A 19,798-nucleotide genomic window follows, 5' to 3' on the forward strand; every position below is an offset into this window, starting at 1 on the left:
GCCGCGCCAACCCCCCCCCCCCCCCCCCCCCCCGCCGGGGGGGGGGGGGGGGGGGGGGGGGGGGGGGCCCCCGGGGGGTTTTCGGGAGGGGGCGGGGTGGGGGATGAGCCCGCCGCAGGCGCCCAGGCCCCCACCCCACGCCCCACGCCCCGGCGCAACGCACTCCCCCACCGCGCCGCCCCCGACCCGCTCACCCCACAGAGCTGTACGCCACAACCCCCCGCAGCACCGCGTCCACCGCCTTGCGCGCGTTCTTCGCCACGCCGGCGCCCCCGGTGCCGTCCGCCCCGCCCCCCGCGTCCCGGGGCGCGGCCGCCGCCACCTGGCCCAGCACGTCGATCACCTGCTTGCACCACCGGACGAAGTCCCCCGCAGGCATCTCCGCCTCGCGCAACACCTCGTCCAGCGTCCGGCCGGAGGCCCACATGTAGACCGCCCAGGCGAAACCGAGGTCGGGTTCGCGCTGGCCGACCCCCTCCGCCTGGTTGATCTTGAAGTCCTCCTCCAGGGCGTCCAGCCGCCCCCAGATCCGCACCATCTCGCCCAGCGCGACCTTGGCGGGACCGGACGGCACCTTGGGCGGGACCGCGTCGTCGGCCTGCCGTGCCTCGTACACCAGCGCCGAGACGCACGCGGCGAGTTCGGCCGGGTTAAGGCCCTCCCACACGCCGTCCCGCAGGCACTCGCTGGCGAGCAGGTCCAGCTCGCCGTAGAGCCGGGCCAGCCGGCGCCCGTTCTGCGTGACCTCGTCGCCCCGGAGGTAGTCCATCTCCGTGAGCAGCGCGACGATCCGGTCGAAGGTCCGGGCGATCGTGTTCGTCCGCCCCTCGATCCGCTTCTCCAGCTGCCGGGTGTCCCGCTGCAGCCGGTGGTAGCGCTCGGCCCACCGCGCGTGGTCCTCGCGCTCGTCGCACCCGTGGCACGGGTGGGCGCGCAGCTCGGTCCGCAGCCGGGCGATCTCCCGGTCGTCGGCGGCGGGCGCCCGCCCCTTGCGGTGCCGGTCGGGCACGATGTGCCCGGCCTTGGTCCGCAGCGCCGAGGCAAGGTCGCGCCGGGACTGCGGCGAACGCGGGTTGAACGACTTCGGGACCCGCATCCGGTCCAGCGCCTCCACCGGCACCGGGAAGTCCATCGAGGCGAGCCGCTTGACCTGCCGCTCGGCGGTCAGCACTAGCGGTCGCGGCCCGTCGTGGTGGTCGAACCCGCGGTGCCCGTTGGCCCGCCCGGCGGGCAGCCCCGGGTCCAGCACCAGCGCCAGCCCCGCGAACTTCCCCGTCGGCACGTGGATGACGTCTCCGGGCTTCAGCTTCTCCAGCGAGGAGGCCGCCGCCGCTCGTCGCTGCGCCGCGCCCTGCTTGGCCAGCTCCGTCTCGCGGTCCTTGAGGTCGCGCCGCAGGCGCGCGTACTCCTCGAAGTCCCCGAGGTGGCAGGTCATGCCCTCCTTGTAGCCCTCCAGGCCCTCCTCGTTGCGCTGCACCTGCCGCGAGATCCCCACGACCGACTTGTCCGCCTGGAACTGGGCGAACGAGGTCTCCAGCAGTTCGCGCGAACGGTGCCGCCCGAACTGCTGCACCAGGTTGACCGCCATGTTGTACGACGGGCGGAAGCTGGAGCGCAGCGGATACGTGCGCGTGCCCGCGAGGCCGGCCAGCGCCGTCGGGTCCATGCCGCGCTGCCACAGGACCACCGCGTGGCCCTCGACGTCGATGCCGCGCCGTCCGGCCCGGCCGGTGAGCTGGGTGTACTCGCCGGGGGTGATGTCGGCGTGCTGCTCGCCGTTCCACTTGACGAGCTTCTCCAGCACCACGGAGCGCGCGGGCATGTTGATGCCGAGCGCCAGCGTCTCGGTGGCGAAGACCGCCTTGACCAGCCCCCGGACGAACAGTTCCTCGACGACCTCCTTGAAGGTCGGGAGCATGCCCGCGTGGTGGGCGGCGATGCCCCGTTCCAGTCCTTCGAGCCACTCGTAGTAGCCCAGGACGTGCAGGTCCTCGCCGGGGATGGAGGCGGTCCGCTCCTCGACGATCTCGCGGACCAGCCGGCGGTTGTCCTCGTCGTTGAGCCGGAGGCCGGCGTACAGGCACTGCTGGACGGCGGCCTCGCAGCCCGCACGGCTGAAGATGAAGGTGATGGCGGGCAGCAGGCCCTCGTTGTCCAGCCGGTCGATGACCTCGGGCCGGCCGGGCGTCCAGATCCGGCCGCGCTGGCGCCGCTCGCGCTCGCGGTCGGCCTCGCGCACCATCTTGCCCCGGCGCCGGTCGCGCGGGTTGTAGGTGTTCTGGTTCTCCTGGCGGGCGAGCCGGACCAGGTCCGGGTTGACCTCGCGGCGTCCGGCGCCCCGGCCGCCGTGGTCGGTGGTCTCCTCGAAGAGGTCGTACATCCGGCGTCCGGCCATCACGTGCTGCCAGAGCGGCACCGGACGGTGCTCGGAGACGATCACCTCGGTGTCGCCGCGCACGGTGTCCAGCCAGTCGCCGAACTCCTCCGCGTTGGAGACGGTCGCCGACAGGGAGACCAGCGTCACCGACTCCGGGAGGTGGATGATCACTTCCTCCCAGACCGCGCCCCGGAAGCGGTCGGAGAGGTAGTGCACCTCGTCCATGACCACATAGCCCAGGCCGGAGAGGGACTGGGAACCCGCGTACAGCATGTTCCGCAGGACCTCGGTGGTCATCACGACCACCGGCGCCTCGGAGTTGACGCTGTTGTCGCCGGTCAGCAGCCCGACCTTGTCCGCGCCGTACCGCTTGACCAGGTCGGCGAACTTCTGGTTGGAGAGCGCCTTGATCGGTGTGGTGTAGAAGCATTTGCGGCCCTGCTCCAGGGCCAGGTGCACGGCGAACTCGCCGACGATCGTCTTGCCCGACCCGGTGGGGGCCGCGACCAGCACCCCCTTGCCGGCCTCCAGGGCCTGGCATGCCTCGATCTGGAACGGGTCCAGACCGAACTCGTACATCTCGCGGAACGGCCCGAGAGCCGTCGCCATCTCGGCCGCGCGCTCGCGAGAAGCCTGGTATCGCTCAGCTGGTGAGAGGTCCTCTGTCATCTTGGCTACGAGCCTACCCGCCACCTCCGACAGTCAGCCCGATCTTTAAGCGCGCTTGGATCTCCCCGGGCGGTACCGGTCAGCCGCCGGTCAGCACCCGTACCGCGCCCGGTACACAGGTGGCGGTGAGCGGAAGCGGACCCATCGGTTCCCCGTCCGCGTACGCCGTGATCCCGGCCGCCGCCAGTTCGATCGAGGAGACCCGGTGCACGGTCACGGCGGGGTGGTCCAGGTGTGTGCCCCGGTAGACCCTCGGGAAGACCTTGAGCAGGGTGGCGCGGGTGCACGGGCCGACCACAGTCACGTCGAAGAGCCCGTCGTCCGTCTTCGCTCCGGCGCAGATCCGCATGCCGCCGCCGTACGTGGTCCCGTTGCCCACCGCGATCAGGGTGGCCTCGGTCTCCACGGGCTCTCCCCCGTCGAACCGGAGCCGGTACGGGATCGGCCGGAAGGCGGCCAGCTCGGCGAGGATCGCCAGGTCGTACTTGAAGCGGCCGCCCACGAAGCGCATCCGGTTGCCGCGGTCGTTGACACGGGAGTCGAAGCCGGAGGCGAGGACCGTGCCGAACCAGCGCTCCCCGACCCGTCCGAGGTCGATCTCCCGGAGGCCGCCCTCCCTGAGCGCCCGCGCGGCCAGCCGTCCGGCGGCGGCCGGATCGCGGACGGGCAGGCCCAGCGTCCGGGCGAAGTCGTTGCCGGTGCCGACGGCGACGACCCCGAGCGGGGTGGCGGTCCCGGCGACGGCCTGGAGGGCGAGGGACATCAGTCCGTCCCCGCCCACGGCTATCAGCGCCCCGGTCCCCGCGGCGACGGCCTCGCGCGCCCGGCGCAGGGCGTCGTCGGCGTCCTCGCCCAGCACCGTACGGACGGAGAATCCGGCATCCCGCAACGCGGAAGCGGCCGGCTGCGCGGCGTGCGCGCCCCGGCCGCGTCCCGCGGTGGGATTGACGAACAGAGTGATCTCGCTGGTCACCCGCCGGACCCTACAAGGTCAGGTGATGTCGTCGTAACCGTTCAGCCGGTGCGATCCGGGGCCGTCCGCCTCGCCGGACGCCTGCCCGGGAAGGGCGGGGCGGGAGGAGGAGACGTTCTCCACGCGACCGACGGGCTCGGGCGTCAGATCGAGCTGGGACGCCTCGTCGTCGGCGAGCTCGGCGTCGGGGTTCGCGCGGTTGCGCCGCTTGTCGTTGAGCAGCGAGAAGCCGGTGGCGATGAAGTAGAGGACGGCGAGCGGCCCGGCGAGGAGAAGCATGGAAAGCGGTTCGCCACCGGGCGTGGCGATGGCCGCGAAGGCGGTGAGGCCGACGATCATGCCGCGCCACCAGCCGAGCATCCGCTTGCCGGAGACCACACCGGTCATGTTGAGCGCGATGAGCAGCAGGGGCAGCTCGAAGGCCAGGCCGAAGACGATCACCATGCGGACCAGGAGGTCGAGATAGCTGTCGAGCTCGATCTGGTTCTGCACGTTGTCGGGGCTGAAGCCGAGCATGATCTCGGCGGTCTGCGGCAGGATCGCGTAGGCGAGGTAGCCACCAGAGAGGAAGAGCGGCGCGCCCACGACGGCGAAGGCATAGGCGTAACGCTTCTCGCCCTTGTGCAGCCCCGGAGCCACGAACGCCCACAGCTGGTACAGCCAGACCGGAGTGGCCAGCAGCACACCGGACATCAGGGCGACCTTGAGGGCGTTGGTGAACGGCGCCAGCAGGGTGTTGGTCTTCAGCAGGGCGCAGGGCTTGCCGTTGACAGCGATGACCACGCCGTCCTTGCAGCCGACGGATTCGAGGAGGGGGCGCAGAAGGAAGTCGTAGATCTCCTTCTGGAAGAACGCCGCCGCGATCGTCACCACGACGATCGCCAGCACGGCCTTCAGCAGCCGGTTACGCAGCTCACGCAGGTGATCGAGGAGAGGCATCCGCCCCTCGTCGTTCTTCTCCTGCTTGCGGGCAGACTTGAGCAACCCACTTCCCTCGTCTCGTGCGGCGGCTGTCGGCGGAAGGCGTCAGCGGTCAGCTCTGGGTGGTGGGCTTGGGCTCGTTGACCGGGCGGGAGCTGGTGACGTCTCCCGGGGCGGCCTGGATGGTGCGCGCGGTGGCGGCCTGCGGGGGAACCGTGTCGTCGACGGTCTCCGTGGTGGGCGCCGCGGTCGCCGCGTCGTCCTTCTTCATGGCCTTGGCCTCGCTCTTGAGGATGCGGGCCGACTTGCCGAGCGAACGCGCCATGTCGGGAAGCTTCTTGGCACCGAAGAGCAGCAGGATGACAGCGATGATCAGAACGATCTCGAGGGGCTTCAGATTGCCGATCATGTGCGACTTCCTTCTCACTGAGGCGGCTGGGCTGGGGGGCGGGCTCGCTACCCGTTCGACCGGGTGTACGTCCGATCGTTGCGCTTGCCAGCGATCGTAACCCGCAGGGGTAAACGCGAGGCAATGCCCGTGCGTACTCCAGCTTGCGGCCCGTACCTCCCTGCCTGGGCCGACCCCTGCAGCGTACCCCCCTCGCGGGCCCGGCCATCAGGCCGCGGGCCCGTCAGCGCAGGCTGTCGCCGGTGGCCGCGAGCCGGGTGGCGGCCTGTTCGAGGTCTTCGGACACCCGGTTGATCCGCTCGGTGGTGGCCGAGACCTGCCGGCCGAGGCGCTGGGCCTCCACGAAGACCTTGATGCCGAGCACCCCGAGGACGGCGACGCCCAGGAAACCGAGGGCGATGGCGAGCATGGGCCAGAACATAAGGCGTGCCTCTTCCTACGAATTCCCGCGCATGCCGACGCATGCCTACGGGCTTGCGGGGTGGCGGGCGGGCGGCCCGGGGCGCTGCAGGGCGGTGTGCAGACGCAGGGTCCGTACGCCGCCGCCGGTGAGCAGTTCGATGATGCGCTCACCGGCGGGCTTGCGGACCGCGGCCCCGCAGTCGGGGCAGGTGAAGGTGTAGAAGGTGGTGCGGCGGGTGGCGCCGATCGCCAGCCGCAGCGCCGCCGCGGCCAGTTCGAAGCGCCCGCGGCAGTCGGGGCAGGCGGCCCGGAAGCGGGCGGCGGCCACGGGGACGGGCCCGGTGCCGGAGAGCTGCGCCGGGCGGGTCCCGGCGGCCGTGGCCGGGAAGAGGTGCGTCCGGTTCATCGTCGTCTCGCCTCCCCGGGCCCTCAGAGCGCGCCCTCGTAGGCGGCGAGCGCCTCGCGCGCGGCGTCGCGGGCGCTGTCGGCGAGCTCCGGCGGAGTGACGATGCGGCCGTCGCCACCCAGGCGCAGCGCGAGCCGGCGCAGGGAGGCGGGGTCCGGGGTGCGCAGGGTGATCCGCAGACCGCCGTCGGGGAGTTCCTCGGCGGAGTCGTGCGGGTAGTACTCGGCGACCCAGCGGCCGCCGGTGCCGACCTCGATCACGACCTCCGGGTCCTCGGCGGCAGGCTGCACCAGCCCGGCGGACAGGTCGCGCAGTTCCAGCTCGGGCGGGGCGGCCGGCGCGTCGAGGAGGCGGATCTCGGCGACCCGGTCCAGCCGGAAGGTCCGGCGGGCCTCGGTGAGCCGGCACCAGCCCTCCAGGTAGGTGTGGCCGACGGCGAAGAGCCGGATCGGATCGACCTCGCGCTCGGTGAGTTCGTCGCGGGCGGGCGAGTAGTAGCGCAGCCACAGCCTGCGGCGCTCGGAGATGGCCCGGTCGACGTCGGCGAAGACGCCGCCCTCCGCCTCGAAGGTCACCGAGAGCCGGGAGCTGGCGGCCCCGGACTCGCCGGCGGCCGTCTCCAGCTTGGCGGTGGCGCGGACGAGGGCGTCCCGGTCGCTCTCGCGCAGACCGGGCAGGGTGGCGACGGCACGGGCGGCGACGAGCAGCGCGGTGGCCTCGTCGGCGGCGAGCCGGAGCGGTTCGGCGACGTCGTCCGGGTTGTGCCACCAGATCCGGTCGCCGTCGGTGTCGATGTCGAGGAGGTCGCCGCCGCGGAAGCTGGTTCCGCACATGGGCAGGACGTCGAGGTCCGAGATCAGCTCGTCCTCGGTGATCCCGAAGGCCCGCGCCACGTCCTGGACGTGGGCGCCGGGGCGTTCGCGCAGATACGTCACCAGGGACAGCATCCGCCGGGTCTGGTCGATCGCGTTCGTGGCCATCTGTTCCGCTCCCCTAGTCCTTGGCCACGGCGCGGAGCCGGTCCACCACATCGGCCCGCAGATCGGCGGGTTCCTCCACGACGACGTCCGGCCCGAACTCGACGAGCCAGGCGTCGAGGCCGTGCCCGTACGGGATCTCCAGCTCGTCCCAGCCGTCGCCGCGTTCCCGCACCGCCGTCGCGCGCGACCGCAGCGGGTAGCCGGCCCCGGCGCGGAGCCTGATCCGGGCGGTGCGGGTGGCGACCTCGCCGGCCCAGCTCTCCACGGTCTCGCGGACGGTGACCACGTCGGGCACCTCGGCGGTGAACGCCCCGGCGCGGGAGCGGACCTTGCCGGTGATGCGGGAGAGCCGGAAGACGCGTTCGGCGCCGCGTTCGCGGTCCCAGCCGGCGAGGTACCAGTGGCCGCGCCAGCATTCGAGGGTCCACGGCTCCACCTGGCGCTGCTCGGCGCGGGCGGAGTTGGCCTTGCGGTAGTCGAAGGTGACGGGGCGGCGGTCGCGGCAGGCGAGCATCAGGGGCTCGAAGGCGGCCTCGTGGACGGGGATGCGGGGTTCGAGGGCGCTGTGGACCTCGTAGGCGTCCTCGGACTCGGGCATGCCGGCGGCGCGCAGCTTCTGCAGGGCGCCGCTGGCGGCCCCGGCGAGGCGGGCCTGCTGCCAGACCTTGGCGGCGAGGCCGAGGGCGGCGGCCTCCTCGGCGTCGAGGGTGATGGGGGGCAGCCGGTTGCTGTCGCGGCGGGCCAGGTAGCCGGTGTCGCCGTCGAGGTTCTCGACGGTCTCGATGACGAGCCCCAGCTCGCGCAGATCGTCCTTGTCCCGTTCGAACATCCGGTTGAAGGAGTCGTCGGAGCCCGCTTCGAGGTACGCCTCGATGGATCCGCGGAGTTCGCGCTTGCTGAGCGGGCGCCGGGTCCCCAGCAGGCACAGCGCGAGGTTCATCAGCCGCTCGGCCTTGGCAATCGCCATCGACGCCCTTTCTCTGGTGCTCTACGACGGTCGACCGTACCGCCCCGGGGTGTGCGGGCCAAAGCCGGGCTTCCGGGCTCCGGGTGGTGCGGGCCCGCGTGGAACGGCGCCGGGGGGCCCGCCGGAGAGCGCGTGAGGGCCCCCGCCGTGCGGCGGGGGCCCTCATGTCGCGCGAGCGGTGCGGATCAGACCGCGACGAGGTCGCAGACGAAGATCAGCGTCTCACCGGGGGCGATCTTGCCGCCGCCGGCGCCGCGGTCGCCGTAGGCGAGGTGGGCGGGGATGGTCAGCTGGCGACGGCCGCCGACCTTCATGCCCTGCACGCCCTTGTCCCAGCCGGCGATGACCTGGCCGGCGCCGAGCTGGAACTGCAGCGGGGTGCCGCGGTTCCAGGACGCGTCGAACTCCTCGCCGCTGGAGAAGGAGACACCCACGTAGTGGACGGAGACGGTTTGGCCCGCCTGGGCCACCGGGCCGTCGCCCTCCCAGATGTCCTTGATCTCCAGGTCGGCCGGCGGCTCGCCGCCCGGGAAGTCGACCTCGGGCTTCTCGATGCTCACTGAACTGCTCCTCAAAAATCTTGGGGACGACAAGTCTCGCACGGGTCGCCCCGGCGGCCGGACCGTGCGGGGCCGCGCCGTGCGTCAGACGGTGCCGAGGATGTCGACGACAAAGACCAGGTTGTTCTTGGCGAGCTGGTTCGACGGGTCGGCGCCGTACGCCTGGTTCGGCGGGATGGTCAGCAGGACGCGGTCGCCGACGTGCTTGCCGACCAGACCCTTGTCCCAGCCCTGGATGACGCCGCCGACGCCGATCGGGAAGGCGCTCGCGCCGCCGTGGTCCCAGGAGGAGTCGAACTTCTTGCCGTCCTCCCACTTCACCCCGGTGTACTGGACGACGAGGCCCTCGCCGGCCTTGACCTCGGCGCCGTCGCCCTTGATCAGGACCTGCTCCTTGAGGTCCTTCGGCGCCTTGGCGCCCTTCGGGACGGTGATCGTCGCGGCCTTCTGCGACGCCGCCTCGACCTCGGGCATCCCGGCCTCGCTCGCGGCCTGCTCGCCCTTCGCCTCGCCCTTCTTGTCGACCTTCTTGGCGTTGACGATGTCGACGACCCAGACGAGGGGGTCGGTGGGCTTGATCCCGGACTGCGGGTTCAGCTGCTCGCCGACGATCGCCTCGGCCGTGCCCTCGACCTGGACCCGGCTGCCGACCTTGTGGCCGGCCAGCGCGTCCGCGACCTTGGTGGGCAGCATCTGGCCCTGCTGGCCGACCTCCTGGACGACCTGGGCGCGCGGCCCCTTCGTCTCGGCGTTCTGCCGCTGGGCCCAGGTGGAGCCGAGCGCCTCCAGGTTGCCGGCGAAGTCCAGGCGGACGATGTCGCCCTTCTTCACCTCGGCGCCGTCACCGGTGGAGACGTCCTTCACCACGATGTCGTCGGCGGCCTTGGCGCCCTTCGGCACCTCGATCTTGGGCTCGGATCCGAACTTTCCGGACACCTTCCCGACGGCGCCCGACTTCGGCGCGTCGTCGTCCTTGGAGTCGGACCCGCAGGCGGCGGTGAACAGGAGGGCGGGCACGACCAGTGCGGCGGCCGCGTACCGGGCAGTCTTCGTGGGGTTCATCAGTCCAACTCGCGAATAGGGGGCTCCGGGCAAGTCCCGCCACTGTACGACCTCACCCCAGGCGCACCACGAGTCCCGACACGGCTCCCGCCTGGACGGGCTCCGGACGGCTAGCATGGCCGGTTCGCCCGGAGCCGCCGCCCCGGCGTTCGTCCGCCCGCTCCCCCGGCGCCGCCCCTTCCGCAGGACGAGGCCCCGGCCCGCGCGAGGGAGCGCGGGCCGGGGCCTCGTCCTGCTTGCACGCCCTCCGGTCGCGCTGTGGCGGCCCGAGGGGCGTGCGGGCCGGTCACATGCCGGCGATCAGCTTCTCCACCCGTTCGTCCACGGAGCGGAACGGGTCCTTGCACAGGACCGTGCGCTGCGCCTGGTCGTTGAGCTTGAGGTGGACCCAGTCGACGGTGAAGTCCCTGCGCTGCTCCTGGGCCCGGCGGATGAAGTCGCCGCGCAGTCGCGCCCGGGTGGTCTGCGGGGGCACCGACTTGCCCTCGAAGATCTTCAGGTCGTTGCAGATGCGGGCGGTCTGCCCCTTCTTCTCCAGGAGGTAGAAGAGCCCGCGGCGGCGGTGGATGTCGTGGTAGGCGAGGTCTATCTGGGCGACCCGCGGATTCGACATGGTCATGTTGTGCTTGGCCCGGTAGCGCTCGATGAGCTTGTACTTCATGACCCAGTCGATCTCGGTGTCGATCCGGTCGAGGTCCTCGGCCTCGATCGCGTCGAGGGTGCGGCCCCACAGCTCCAGGACCTGGTCGACGGTGCCGGTGCGGATGCCCCGGCGCTCGACGAAGTCCACGGCCTTCTCGTAGTACTCCCGCTGGACCTCGATGGCCGATGCCTCCCGGCCGCTGGCCAGCCGCACCTTGCGGCGGCCGGTGAGGTCGTGGCTGACCTCGCGGATCGCCCGGATCGGGTTCTCCAGGGTCAGGTCGCGCATCACCGTGCCCGCCTCGATCATGCGGAGCACCAGGTCGGTGGCGCCGACCTTGAGCAGCATGGTCGTCTCGGACATGTTGGAGTCACCGACGATGACGTGGAGGCGGCGGTACCGCTCGGCGTCGGCGTGCGGCTCGTCGCGGGTGTTGATGATCGGCCGGGAGCGGGTCGTCGCGGAGCTGACGCCCTCCCAGATGTGCTCGGCGCGCTGGCTGACGCAGTAGACCGCGCCGCGCGGGGTCTGGAGCACCTTGCCCGCGCCGCAGATCAGCTGACGGGTGACGAGGAACGGAATGAGGATGTCCGCGAGTCGGGAGAATTCCCCGTGCCGGGCCACGAGGTAGTTCTCGTGGCATCCGTAGGAGTTTCCCGCCGAGTCGGTGTTGTTCTTGAACAGATAGACGTCGCCCGCGATTCCCTCCTCGTGCAGGCGGCGTTCGGCGTCGACGAGCAGGCCTTCCAGAATGCGCTCGCCCGCCTTGTCGTGCGTGACCAGTTCGGTCACGTTGTCGCACTCGGGTGTGGCGTATTCCGGATGCGATCCCACGTCGAGGTAGAGGCGGGCGCCGTTCCGCAGAAAGACGTTGCTGCTGCGGCCCCATGACACAACACGGCGGAAGAGGTAGCGCGCCACTTCGTCAGGTGACAGTCGGCGCTGTCCCCTGAACGTGCACGTGACGCCGTACTCGTTCTCCAGCCCGAAAATGCGGCGGTCCATGACTGAACATTACGCCTTGTGGCCCGAGCTGAAACCGGGTTCGACGGCACCGTTTCGATCATTTTCCGATCCCGTCACGACCGCGGCCGTGCGAACGGGGGCCGCGAGAAGCCTTCCGGTGGCCAGCAGGACGACCAGGGCCGCCGCCCCTCCGGCCCCGGCGACGGCGAAGCTCCAGGCGGTCGAACCGAGTTCGACGGCGGGCCCGGCGACCGCCGTGCCGGCCGCCGCGCCCACCCCGAACGTGGTGACGAGCCAGGAGAACGCCTCGGTCACCGTGCCGCGCGGGGCGTGCCGGTCGACCACGATGAAGGAGCAGGCGATGGCGGGGGCGAGGAACACCCCGGAGAGGGCGGCGAGGGCGGTCATGACCGGGACCGAGGGGGTGAGCGTCAGCGGCAGATAGCCCAGCGCCAGGAGCCCGGCGATGACCCGCAGCCGCTTCTCGGGGGCGCCCGCCCACTGCCGCGCCCCGTAGGCCAGACCGCCGATGAGCGCGCCGAGGCCGAGCGCGGCCATGAGCCAGCCGTACACCGATTCCCGCCCGTGGTCGTCGGCGTACGCCACCGCGGCCACCGTGATGGAGCCGAGGGCGAGCCCGACGAAGAAGAACGAGCCGAGGAGCGCGAGCAGTCCGGGCGAGCGCAGGGCGCCGAGCCAGTGCGCCTCGCGGGGCGCGGAGCGCCAGGTGCGCGAGGGCTCGGACAGGACGACGGAGAGCGCGCCGAGGACGCCGAGGGCGTTGATGACGAGCAGCGCGGCGGCCGGCGACCACAGCGAGACGAGCAGCGTCACCAGGAGCGGCCCGACGGTGAACATGATCTCCTGCGCCACCGCGTCCATGGCGTAGGCCCGGTGCACCCGGTCCTCGCTCTTGAGGACGCTGGGCCACAGGGCGCGCAGGCCGCCTTCCAGGGGCGGTGTGGCGACCCCGGCGACGATGACGCCGAGGTAGGCCAGCGGGAGCGATCCGAGGCCGGTGAGGGCCAGCAGGACCATCCCGAGCGCGGAGACCACGGCGGCCGGGAGCTGGACGCGCGGCTGCCCGTACAGGTCCACCGCCCGGCCGAGCAGCGGCTGCCCCACGGCGGTGGCGAGCCCGTACGCGGCGGCGAGCGCCCCGGCCAGGGTGTAGCTGCCGCCCTCCGCCCGGATGAACAGCACGATCGCGATGGGCCCGGTGCCGTTGGGCAGCCGCCCCACCAGGGTGCCCGTCAGCAGCCGGGCGGCGTGCCGCGCCCGGAGGATGTCCAGATATCCCGCGGCCATTCCCGCCCCTCTCCGCCCCGGCCGCCCGCGCGCCGAGGTGTTACGTATAACTTCGAGGCTCATACGTACCATGTGCGCAGTTCGCGGGTCCAGCCCGCGGCGTCACGGAACACCCCGCACGGAGGCATGAGTGACCAGCGCGCAGCAGCCCGTCCCCGCCCGGCCCACCAGCCGCGACGTGGCCCGCGCGGCGGGCGTCTCGCAGGCGACGGTCTCCCTGGTGCTCGGCGGGAAGTGGCCGGGCCGGGTGTCCGAGGCCACGGCCGGGCGGGTGCGGGACGCGGCGTCCGACCTCGGCTACCGGCCCAATCTGGCGGCCCGCAGTCTGCGGCTCGGCCGCACCAGGACGGCGCTGCTGGTGGTGCCCGCACTCACCAACGAGTTCTTCGCCCGGGTGTACGCGGGGGCCGCGGCGCTCGCCGCCGAGCACGACTTCGGCGTGGTGCTCTACCCCTCGCCGGACGGCACGGGCCCGGCCAGGGACCCGTTCGCCTCGGCCCGGGCCGCGCTCGACGGGGTCATCGCGTCCTCGATGGCCGCCGGGGCGCTGGAGGCGCTGCACGGGGCGGATCTGCCGTTGGTGATGCTGGACAGCGACCCGTCGGACACCGGGCCCGCCGCCCGGGTGAACCTGGACATCGCGGACGGCATGCGGCAGGTGACGGAGCATCTGCTGGGCCTCGGCCACCGCCGCTTCCTGCACCTGGCGTCCGCCGTGGACACCTGGACGTTCGCGGTGCGCGCCGATGCGCTGCACGGAGCGCTGGACGCGGTGGAGGACGCGACGGTACGGACCGTACGGGCCGCGCTGGACGTGCGGGCGGGCCGGGAGGCCGTGGAGCGGGCGCTGGCGGCCGCCGGGGAGAGGCCCACCGCGATCGTCTGCGACGACGACATCCTGGCGGCGGGCGCGTGCAAGGCCGCCCGGAGGCTCGGACTGCGGGTGCCGGACGAACTGTCCGTGACCGGCTTCGACGATCTGGCGCTGGCCACCGCCCTGGAACCGGAGCTGACCACGGTGCGGCTGCCGGCCGAGCGGGTCGGGGAGCGGGGCATGGAGGCGCTGCTCGCCGTACTGGACGGCCGTCCCGCCGAGCCCGGGCGCCTGCCGGTCCGGCTCGTCGTACGCGGCTCGACGGCGCCGCCCGCGGCCGGGGCATGACGGAGCCCCCGGGCCGTGGATCTCGCCGTGGCCCGGGGGCTTCGCGGGACGCTTCCCGCTACTCCTTCGTGGAACCGGACGCGCTGCCGGTGTCCGTGTCGGGGGTGTCGCCGTCCTCGGTGTCGGACGGGGCGTCGGTGGGAGTGGCGGCAGCGGCGTCCGCTTCCAGCAGCCGGGCCAGCTGACGGCCGACGATCCGCTTGAACTTGCGCTGCTGGGGGCGGGTGCGGTCCAGGACCGCCACCTCCAGCCGCTCGGCGGGGATCTCCCGCTCGCCGCCTCCCGGCTCGCGGGAGAGGGCCTGCACGGCGAGCTTGAGCGCCTCGGCCAGCGTCATGCCGTCGCGGTGGCGCTGGTCGAGGAAGCCGCTGATCTGCTCGGCGTTGCCGCCGACCGCGACCGAGCCGTGCTCGTCCACGATCGAACCGTCGTGCGGCAGCCGGTAGATCTGGTCGCCCTCGGGCTCGGTGCCGACCTCGGCGACCACCAGCTCCACCTCGTACGGCTTCTCGGCCGCGCTGGAGAAGATGGTGCCGAGCGTCTGCGCGTAGACGTTGGCCAGCCCACGGGCCGTCACGTCGTCCCGGTCGTAGGTGTATCCGCGCAGATCGGCATAGCGCACCCCGCCGATGCGGAGGTTCTCGTACTCGTTGTACTTGCCGGCGGCGGCGAAGCCGATCCGGTCGTAGATCTCGCTGAACTTGTGGAGTGCGCGGGACGGGTTCTCGCCGACGAACACAATGCCGTCGGCGTACTGCAGCACGACGAGGCTGCGACCGCGGGCGATGCCCTTGCGGGCGTATTCCGCCCGGTCGGCCATGGCCTGCTGGGGTGAGACGTAGAACGGAGTCGACACCGGCTGTCCGTCCCTTTCTGTCAGTGACGAGTGCGTCGGGGGGAGGCCGTGGCCTCCCGTCCGGACTCAGCGGGCTCGCGGGTCCCGCCCGGTCCGGACGAAGGGCCTGGCAGGGGTCCGGGTCAGAGCAGCGCGGCGCGCGGGCCGTCGGGCTCCTCGAGCCGGCGCTCCAGGACGGCGCGCGCGATCTCGGAGGACTCCTGGTCGGTCAGCCTCCGGAAGCCTTCGTCGGTGATGACGGTGACGATCGGGTAGATGCGGCGGGCCACGTCCGGGCCGCCGGTCGCCGAGTCGTCGTCCGCCGCGTCGTACAGCGCCTGCACGACCAGGGTGAGGGCCTGCTGTTCCGTCAGGTCCTCGCGGTAGAGCTTCTTCATGGAGCCGCGGGCGAAGATCGACCCGGAGCCGGTGGCGGCGTAGCCGTTCTCCTCGGAGCGGCCGCCGGTGACGTCGTAGGAGAAGATGCGGCCCTTGTCGCGGTCGACGTCGTAGCCCGCGAACAGCGGCACGACGGCGAGGCCCTGCATGGCCATCGCGAGGTTGGAGCGGATCATGGTGGAGAGGCGGTTGGCCTTGCCCTCCAGGGAGAGCTGGGCGCCCTCGACCTTCTCGAAATGCTCCAGCTCCAGCTGGAACAGCTTGACCATCTCCACGGCCAGTCCGGCGGTGCCGGCGATGCCCACCGCCGAGTACTCGTCGGCCGGGAAGACCTTCTCGATGTCGCGCTGCGCGATCATGTTGCCCATGGTGGCGCGCCGGTCGCCGGCGAGGACCACACCACCGGGGAAGGACGCGGCGACGATGGTCGTCCCGTGCGGCGCCTCGACGGCTCCCTGGAGCGGCGGCAGGCTCCGCTTGCCCGGGAGCATCTCGGGCGAATGGTCCGACAGGAAGTCCATGAACGAGGACGAACCCGGCGTCAGGAAGGCAGCTGGTAGACGCCCGGTGCTACGAGTGTTGGCTTCCACGCGTTTCCCTCCAGGTATGCGATGGCCCTGCGCAAGAGAGTCAGGATCATCCCCCAACTTGCCGATGGCCGAATTGCCGTTGAAGCACTGCGTACGCCAGGGACCCTACCCGCCCGGCGGGAGTGATCCACATGTTCGGCGGAGGTTGTCCGCACCGATACCGCGGGCCGGGCGGCGGTACTCCGCGCCGGCGGGAGGGGTGAGGGCGCGCGCCGAGGGGCGCGGCCCCACCCCGTCTCCCCCGCCGGTCCGCAGGGGCGCCCGGGAGGCCCCGGGCGCCGCGCGGAGCGGTTACTGCCCGCCCTTCTGGACGAAGGACCTCACGAAGTCCTCGGCGTTCTCTTCGAGCACGTCGTCGATCTCGTCCAGCACCGAGTCGACGTCGTCGCTCAGCTTCTCCTGGCGTTCCGCGAGGTCCTCGGACGCCTGCGCGTCCTGCGCCTGCTCCTCGGCCTCCTCGGTGGAACGCGTCGCCTTCTGCTGTCCGCCGCCGGTGTCCTTGGTCGCCATGTAGCTCACCCCGCTCGGTTCGAAGCAATCGAAGCTCTTGATCAGACCCTACCCACGTGGTCCGACATCTGGCCCGGTAGTTGTTCAACGTCCGGGCCTCGGGTGATTGATTCCCAGCCCGGAGGACTTTCAGCCGCCCGAAAGGGCGCGGACCAGCTCTTCCGCCGTACGGCAGCGGTCGAGCAGTCCCTCGACGTGTTCCCTGGTCCCGCGCAGCGGCTCCAGGGTGGGCACCCGTTGCAGGGAGTCACGGTCGGGCAGGTCGAAGATCACCGAGTCCCAGGAAGCGGCCGCCACGTCGTCGGCGTACTGCTCCAGACAGCGGCCGCGGAAGTACGCGCGGGTGTCCTCCGGCGGCTTCGTGCGGGCCCGGGTGACCTCGTCCTCGTCCAGGAGGCGCTTGATCCTGCCGCGGGCCGCCAGACGGTTGTACAGGCCCTTGTCGGGCCGTACGTCCGCGTACTGGAGGTCCACCAGGTGGAGCCGGGGGGCGTCCCAGTCCAGCCCGTCACGGCGGCGGTAGCCCTCCATCAGCTCCCGCTTGGCGATCCAGTCCAGCTCGCCCGACAGGCTCATCGGGTCGGTCTCCAGCCGGTTGAGGGTGTCCTCCCAGCGGGTCAGAACGTCCTTGGTCTGGTCGTCCGCGTCCGCGCCGTACCGCTCGTCCACGTATTTGCGGGCCAGCTCGAAGTACTCCATCTGGAGCTGGACCGCGGTGAGCGTCCGGCCGCTGCGGAGCGTGATCAGCTGACGGAGGTCCGGGTCGTGCGAGACCTCGTGCAGGGTGCGGACGGGCTGGTCGACGGCGAGGTCCACGGTGATGAACGCGTCCTCGATCATGGACAGCACCAGGGACGTGGTGCCGAGCTTGAGGTAGGTGGAGATCTCCGAGAGGTTGGCGTCCCCGATGATCACGTGGAGCCGGCGGTACTTCTCGGCGTCGGAGTGGGGCTCGTCGCGGGTGTTGATGATGGGGCGCTTGAGCGTGGTCTCCAGGCCGACCTCGACCTCGAAGTAGTCGGCGCGCTGGCTGATCTGGAACCCGTGCTCGTTGCCGTCCTGGCCGATGCCGACGCGGCCGGCGCCCGTCACGACCTGGCGGGAGACGAAGAACGGCGTCAGGTGGCGCACGATGTCCGAGAACGGCGTCTCCCGCTGCATGAGGTAGTTCTCGTGCGTGCCGTAGGAGGCGCCCTTGTTGTCGGTGTTGTTCTTGTAGAGGTGGATCGGCTGGGCCCCGGGGATGGCGGCCGCCCGCTCGGCGGCCTCCGCCATGATCCGCTCGCCCGCCTTGTCCCAGAGCACCGCGTCGCGCGGGTTGGTGATCTCGGGCGAGCTGTACTCGGGGTGGGCGTGGTCGACGTAGAGCCGGGCGCCGTTGGTCAGGATGACGTTGGCCAGGCCGATGTCCTCGTCGGTCAGCTGGCTGGAGTCGGCGGTCTCACGGGCGAGGTCGAAGCCTCGCGCGTCACGCAGCGGGTTCTCCTCCTCGAAGTCCCAGCGGGCGCGGCGCGCCCGGTGCATCGCCGCCGCGTAGGCGTTGACGATCTGGGACGAGGTGAGCATGGCATTGGCGTTGGGGTGGCCGGGGACGGAGATCCCGTACTCCGTCTCGATGCCCATTACTCGCCGTACGGTCATGCGGCCCTCCTTGCCCGGCGTCGCTCCCGCCCGGGAGCGACGCTCACGTACCGCTTCTTGGTCCGGTGCGTGTGTGGTGCCCGACACCGCACTGCGCGACTCGGCGGTACCGCAGAGCCTAGAGCGCCTCTGCGCCGGTGGGGAGCTCCATTACGACATTGGCTCCGGCGCGGCCGGAGCGGGGAATGCGACCGGCTGCGGAGGCCCTTTCGGGCCTTCCGCAGCCGGTCCGTGCTTTTACAGGTACTGGCCGGTATTGGCCACCGTGTCGATGGAGCGTCCGGTGTCCGCGCCCTGCTTTCCGGTGACGAGTGTGCGGATGAAGACGATCCGCTCGCCCTTCTTTCCGGAAATCCTGGCCCAGTCGTCCGGGTTGGTGGTGTTGGGCAGGTCCTCGTTCTCCTTGAACTCGTCCACGCAGGCCTGCAGGAGATGGGCGACCCGCAGTCCCTTCTGGCCCTGTTCCAGGAATGCCTTGATGGCCATTTTCTTGGCCCGGTCGACGATGTTCTGAATCATCGCGCCGGAGTTGAAGTCCTTGAAGTACAGGACTTCCTTGTCGCCGTTGGCGTAGGTGACCTCGAGGAAGCGGTTCTCCTCGGATTCCGTGTACATCCGCTCCACGACCGACTGGATCATGGCGTGGGCGGCGGCCTCGCGCGAGCCGGTGTGCTCGGAGAGGTCGTCCGCGTGCAGCGGGAGCGACGGGGTCAGGTACTTCGCGAAGATGTCCTTCGCGGCCTCGGCGTCCGGACGCTCGATCTTGATCTTCACGTCGAGGCGGCCGGGGCGCAGGATGGCGGGGTCGATCATGTCCTCACGGTTGGAGGCGCCGATGACGATGACGTTCTCCAGGCCCTCCACACCGTCGATCTCGGCGAGCAGCTGCGGGACGATGGTGTTCTCCACGTCCGAGCTGACGCCGCTGCCGCGGGTGCGGAAGAGGGACTCCATCTCGTCGAAGAAGACGATGACGGGGGTGCCCTCGCTCGCCTTCTCCCTCGCCCGCTGGAAGACCAGGCGGATGTGCCGCTCGGTCTCGCCGACGTACTTGTTGAGCAGCTCGGGGCCCTTGATATTGAGGAAGTAGCTCTTCCCCGCGGGCTGCCCGGTCACCTCGGCGACCTTCTTGGCGAGCGAGTTGGCGACGGCCTTGGCGATGAGCGTCTTGCCGCAGCCGGGCGGGCCGTAGAGCAGGATGCCCTTCGGCGGGCGGAGCTCGTGCTCCTTGAAGAGGTCGGGGTGCAGATACGGAAGCTCGACCGCGTCGCGGATCAGCTCGATCTGGTCGCCCAGGCCGCCGATCTTGTCGTAGTCGATGTCCGGGACCTCTTCGAGGACGAGTTCCTCGACCTCGCTCTTGGGGACCACCTCGTAGACGTAACCCGACCTGGAGTCCAGGAGCAGGGCGTCGCCGGAGCGGATGGTGAGGTTGAGCAGGGGCTCGGCGAGCCGGACCACTCTCTCCTCGTCGGTGTGCCCGACCACCAGGGCGCGCTCGCCGTCCTCGAGGATCTCCTTGAGGGTGACGATGTCCCCGGCGCGCTCGAACTCCATGGCCTCGACCACGTTGAGCGCTTCGTTGAGCATGACCTCCTGGCCACGCCGCAGGTCCTCGATCTCGACGCTGGGGCTGACGTTCACCCGGAGCTTGCGGCCCCCGGTGAAGATGTCGCACGTGCCGTCCTCGTTGGCCTGAAGGAAGACGCCGAAGCCGGCCGGCGGCTGCGCGAGCCGGTCGACCTCCTCCTTGAGGGCCACGATCTGGTCACGCGCCTCGCGGAGCGTGTTGGCGAGCCGCTCGTTCTGGGCGGACACGCCTGCCAGATTCGTCTGCAACTCGACGATCCGCTCTTCGAGAATCCTCGTGCTGCGCGGAGAGTCGGCGAGCTTACGTCGCAGGACGGCGATTTCCTGCTCGAGATAGGCAACCTGGCCGGCTGGGTCCTCGGACCCTCGCGCGGGCCGGGTGCCGCGGTTGATGTCGTCGTCGTGGGCTGCCACGGTCCTCACCTCCT

Annotated in this window: 18 protein-coding genes and 1 pseudogene; 1 reads left to right on the plus strand and 18 read right to left on the minus strand. The window is 71.3% G+C overall.

Annotated features, from left to right (window positions below):
- Nucleotides 1-190: 190 nt before the first annotated feature.
- The 12 genes from IF19_RS0116790 to IF19_RS0116845 form a co-directional block, all read right to left on the minus strand.
- Nucleotides 191-3,046, minus strand: a complete 2,856-nt coding sequence (locus tag IF19_RS0116790) for a DEAD/DEAH box helicase (protein ID WP_030276354.1) — start codon at nucleotides 3,044-3,046, stop codon at nucleotides 191-193.
- Between the two features lie 79 nt (nucleotides 3,047-3,125).
- A complete protein-coding gene (locus IF19_RS0116795; RefSeq protein ID WP_030114126.1) occupies nucleotides 3,126-4,019 on the minus strand; it encodes a diacylglycerol kinase in 894 nt (297 codons plus the stop codon).
- Nucleotides 4,020-4,037: 18 nt separating this feature from the next.
- Nucleotides 4,038-5,003, minus strand: a complete 966-nt coding sequence (gene tatC / locus IF19_RS0116800; RefSeq protein ID WP_030114127.1) for a twin-arginine translocase subunit TatC — start codon at nucleotides 5,001-5,003, stop codon at nucleotides 4,038-4,040.
- Nucleotides 5,004-5,052: 49 nt separating this feature from the next.
- Entirely contained in the window at nucleotides 5,053-5,349 is a 297-nt protein-coding gene (gene tatA, locus IF19_RS0116805; protein ID WP_030114128.1) for a Sec-independent protein translocase subunit TatA, read from the minus strand.
- Between the two features lie 223 nt (nucleotides 5,350-5,572).
- Complete coding sequence (locus tag IF19_RS0116810) at nucleotides 5,573-5,770, minus strand: hypothetical protein (protein ID WP_030114129.1); 198 nt, start codon at nucleotides 5,768-5,770, stop codon at nucleotides 5,573-5,575.
- A gap of 45 nt (nucleotides 5,771-5,815) precedes the next feature.
- Nucleotides 5,816-6,157: a hypothetical protein gene (locus IF19_RS01000000134805; RefSeq protein ID WP_172674276.1), complete on the minus strand. Its 342-nt coding sequence runs from the start codon at nucleotides 6,155-6,157 to the stop codon at nucleotides 5,816-5,818.
- Between the two features lie 23 nt (nucleotides 6,158-6,180).
- On the minus strand, nucleotides 6,181-7,137 hold the full coding sequence (locus IF19_RS0116820; protein WP_030114130.1) for a helix-turn-helix transcriptional regulator: 957 nt from the start codon (nucleotides 7,135-7,137) through the stop codon (nucleotides 6,181-6,183).
- 13 nt (nucleotides 7,138-7,150) lie between these two features.
- Nucleotides 7,151-8,104: a helix-turn-helix transcriptional regulator gene (locus IF19_RS0116825; protein ID WP_030114131.1), complete on the minus strand. Its 954-nt coding sequence runs from the start codon at nucleotides 8,102-8,104 to the stop codon at nucleotides 7,151-7,153.
- Nucleotides 8,105-8,289: 185 nt separating this feature from the next.
- Complete coding sequence (locus tag IF19_RS0116830; RefSeq protein ID WP_030114132.1) at nucleotides 8,290-8,664, minus strand: FKBP-type peptidyl-prolyl cis-trans isomerase; 375 nt, start codon at nucleotides 8,662-8,664, stop codon at nucleotides 8,290-8,292.
- Nucleotides 8,665-8,748: 84 nt separating this feature from the next.
- The gene (locus IF19_RS0116835; RefSeq protein ID WP_030114133.1) at nucleotides 8,749-9,726 is read right to left on the minus strand and encodes an FKBP-type peptidyl-prolyl cis-trans isomerase; all 978 of its coding nucleotides are present in this window, start codon (nucleotides 9,724-9,726) and stop codon (nucleotides 8,749-8,751) included.
- A gap of 286 nt (nucleotides 9,727-10,012) precedes the next feature.
- Nucleotides 10,013-11,374: a Pup--protein ligase gene (gene pafA / locus IF19_RS0116840; RefSeq protein WP_030114134.1), complete on the minus strand. Its 1,362-nt coding sequence runs from the start codon at nucleotides 11,372-11,374 to the stop codon at nucleotides 10,013-10,015.
- A 9-nt stretch (nucleotides 11,375-11,383) separates the two neighbouring features.
- A complete protein-coding gene (locus IF19_RS0116845) occupies nucleotides 11,384-12,643 on the minus strand; it encodes an MFS transporter (RefSeq protein ID WP_030276358.1) in 1,260 nt (419 codons plus the stop codon).
- A gap of 130 nt (nucleotides 12,644-12,773) precedes the next feature.
- On the opposite strand from IF19_RS0116845, the gene IF19_RS0116850 reads away from it, so the two are divergent.
- Nucleotides 12,774-13,805 (plus strand): LacI family DNA-binding transcriptional regulator, encoded by a 1,032-nt coding sequence (locus IF19_RS0116850; protein WP_030114137.1) that lies wholly within the window; start codon nucleotides 12,774-12,776, stop codon nucleotides 13,803-13,805.
- Between the two features lie 58 nt (nucleotides 13,806-13,863).
- Here the strand turns inward: IF19_RS0116850 and prcA are convergent, their stop codons facing one another.
- The 6 genes and pseudogenes from prcA to arc all read right to left on the minus strand — a co-directional run bounded on the left by prcA (nucleotide 13,864) and on the right by arc (nucleotide 19,784).
- Nucleotides 13,864-14,661 carry a proteasome subunit alpha gene (prcA, locus tag IF19_RS0116855; RefSeq protein ID WP_030120528.1) on the minus strand — a complete coding sequence of 266 codons (798 nt, stop codon included), beginning with the start codon at nucleotides 14,659-14,661 and terminating at the stop codon, nucleotides 13,864-13,866.
- A gap of 122 nt (nucleotides 14,662-14,783) precedes the next feature.
- On the minus strand, nucleotides 14,784-15,629 hold the full coding sequence (gene prcB, locus IF19_RS0116860; RefSeq protein ID WP_030723944.1) for a proteasome subunit beta: 846 nt from the start codon (nucleotides 15,627-15,629) through the stop codon (nucleotides 14,784-14,786).
- Nucleotides 15,581-15,769 (minus strand): annotated as a pseudogene (locus tag IF19_RS1000000138280) (endonuclease domain-containing protein); the annotation flags it as partial. The pseudogene IF19_RS1000000138280 and the gene prcB, both read right to left, overlap by 49 nt.
- 151 nt (nucleotides 15,770-15,920) lie before the next feature.
- A complete protein-coding gene (locus tag IF19_RS0116865) occupies nucleotides 15,921-16,139 on the minus strand; it encodes a ubiquitin-like protein Pup (protein WP_030114141.1) in 219 nt (72 codons plus the stop codon).
- Nucleotides 16,140-16,268: 129 nt separating this feature from the next.
- Complete coding sequence (gene dop / locus IF19_RS0116870; protein WP_030191950.1) at nucleotides 16,269-17,780, minus strand: depupylase/deamidase Dop; 1,512 nt, start codon at nucleotides 17,778-17,780, stop codon at nucleotides 16,269-16,271.
- A gap of 237 nt (nucleotides 17,781-18,017) precedes the next feature.
- Nucleotides 18,018-19,784, minus strand: a complete 1,767-nt coding sequence (gene arc, locus IF19_RS0116875) for a proteasome ATPase (RefSeq protein ID WP_030114144.1) — start codon at nucleotides 19,782-19,784, stop codon at nucleotides 18,018-18,020.
- Nucleotides 19,785-19,798 lie beyond the last annotated feature (14 nt).

Origin of the sequence: Streptomyces californicus, assembly GCF_000717645.1 — a bacterium.
GTDB lineage: Bacteria > Actinomycetota > Actinomycetes > Streptomycetales > Streptomycetaceae > Streptomyces > Streptomyces californicus.

Coding starts and splice junctions, on each gene's coding strand:
- dop (WP_030191950.1), bottom strand. CDS start 17,780: ATGACCGTACGGCGAGTAATGGGCATCGAGACGGAGTACGGGATCTCC.
- IF19_RS0116835 (WP_030114133.1), bottom strand. CDS start 9,726: ATGAACCCCACGAAGACTGCCCGGTACGCGGCCGCCGCACTGGTCGTG.
- IF19_RS0116825 (WP_030114131.1), bottom strand. CDS start 8,104: ATGGCGATTGCCAAGGCCGAGCGGCTGATGAACCTCGCGCTGTGCCTG.
- IF19_RS0116845 (WP_030276358.1), bottom strand. CDS start 12,643: ATGGCCGCGGGATATCTGGACATCCTCCGGGCGCGGCACGCCGCCCGG.
- IF19_RS0116820 (WP_030114130.1), bottom strand. CDS start 7,137: ATGGCCACGAACGCGATCGACCAGACCCGGCGGATGCTGTCCCTGGTG.
- IF19_RS01000000134805 (WP_172674276.1), bottom strand. CDS start 6,157: ATGAACCGGACGCACCTCTTCCCGGCCACGGCCGCCGGGACCCGCCCG.
- IF19_RS0116865 (WP_030114141.1), bottom strand. CDS start 16,139: ATGGCGACCAAGGACACCGGCGGCGGACAGCAGAAGGCGACGCGTTCC.
- IF19_RS0116790 (WP_030276354.1), bottom strand. CDS start 3,046: ATGACAGAGGACCTCTCACCAGCTGAGCGATACCAGGCTTCTCGCGAG.
- IF19_RS0116810 (WP_030114129.1), bottom strand. CDS start 5,770: ATGTTCTGGCCCATGCTCGCCATCGCCCTCGGTTTCCTGGGCGTCGCC.
- pafA (WP_030114134.1), bottom strand. CDS start 11,374: ATGGACCGCCGCATTTTCGGGCTGGAGAACGAGTACGGCGTCACGTGC.
- tatA (WP_030114128.1), bottom strand. CDS start 5,349: ATGATCGGCAATCTGAAGCCCCTCGAGATCGTTCTGATCATCGCTGTC.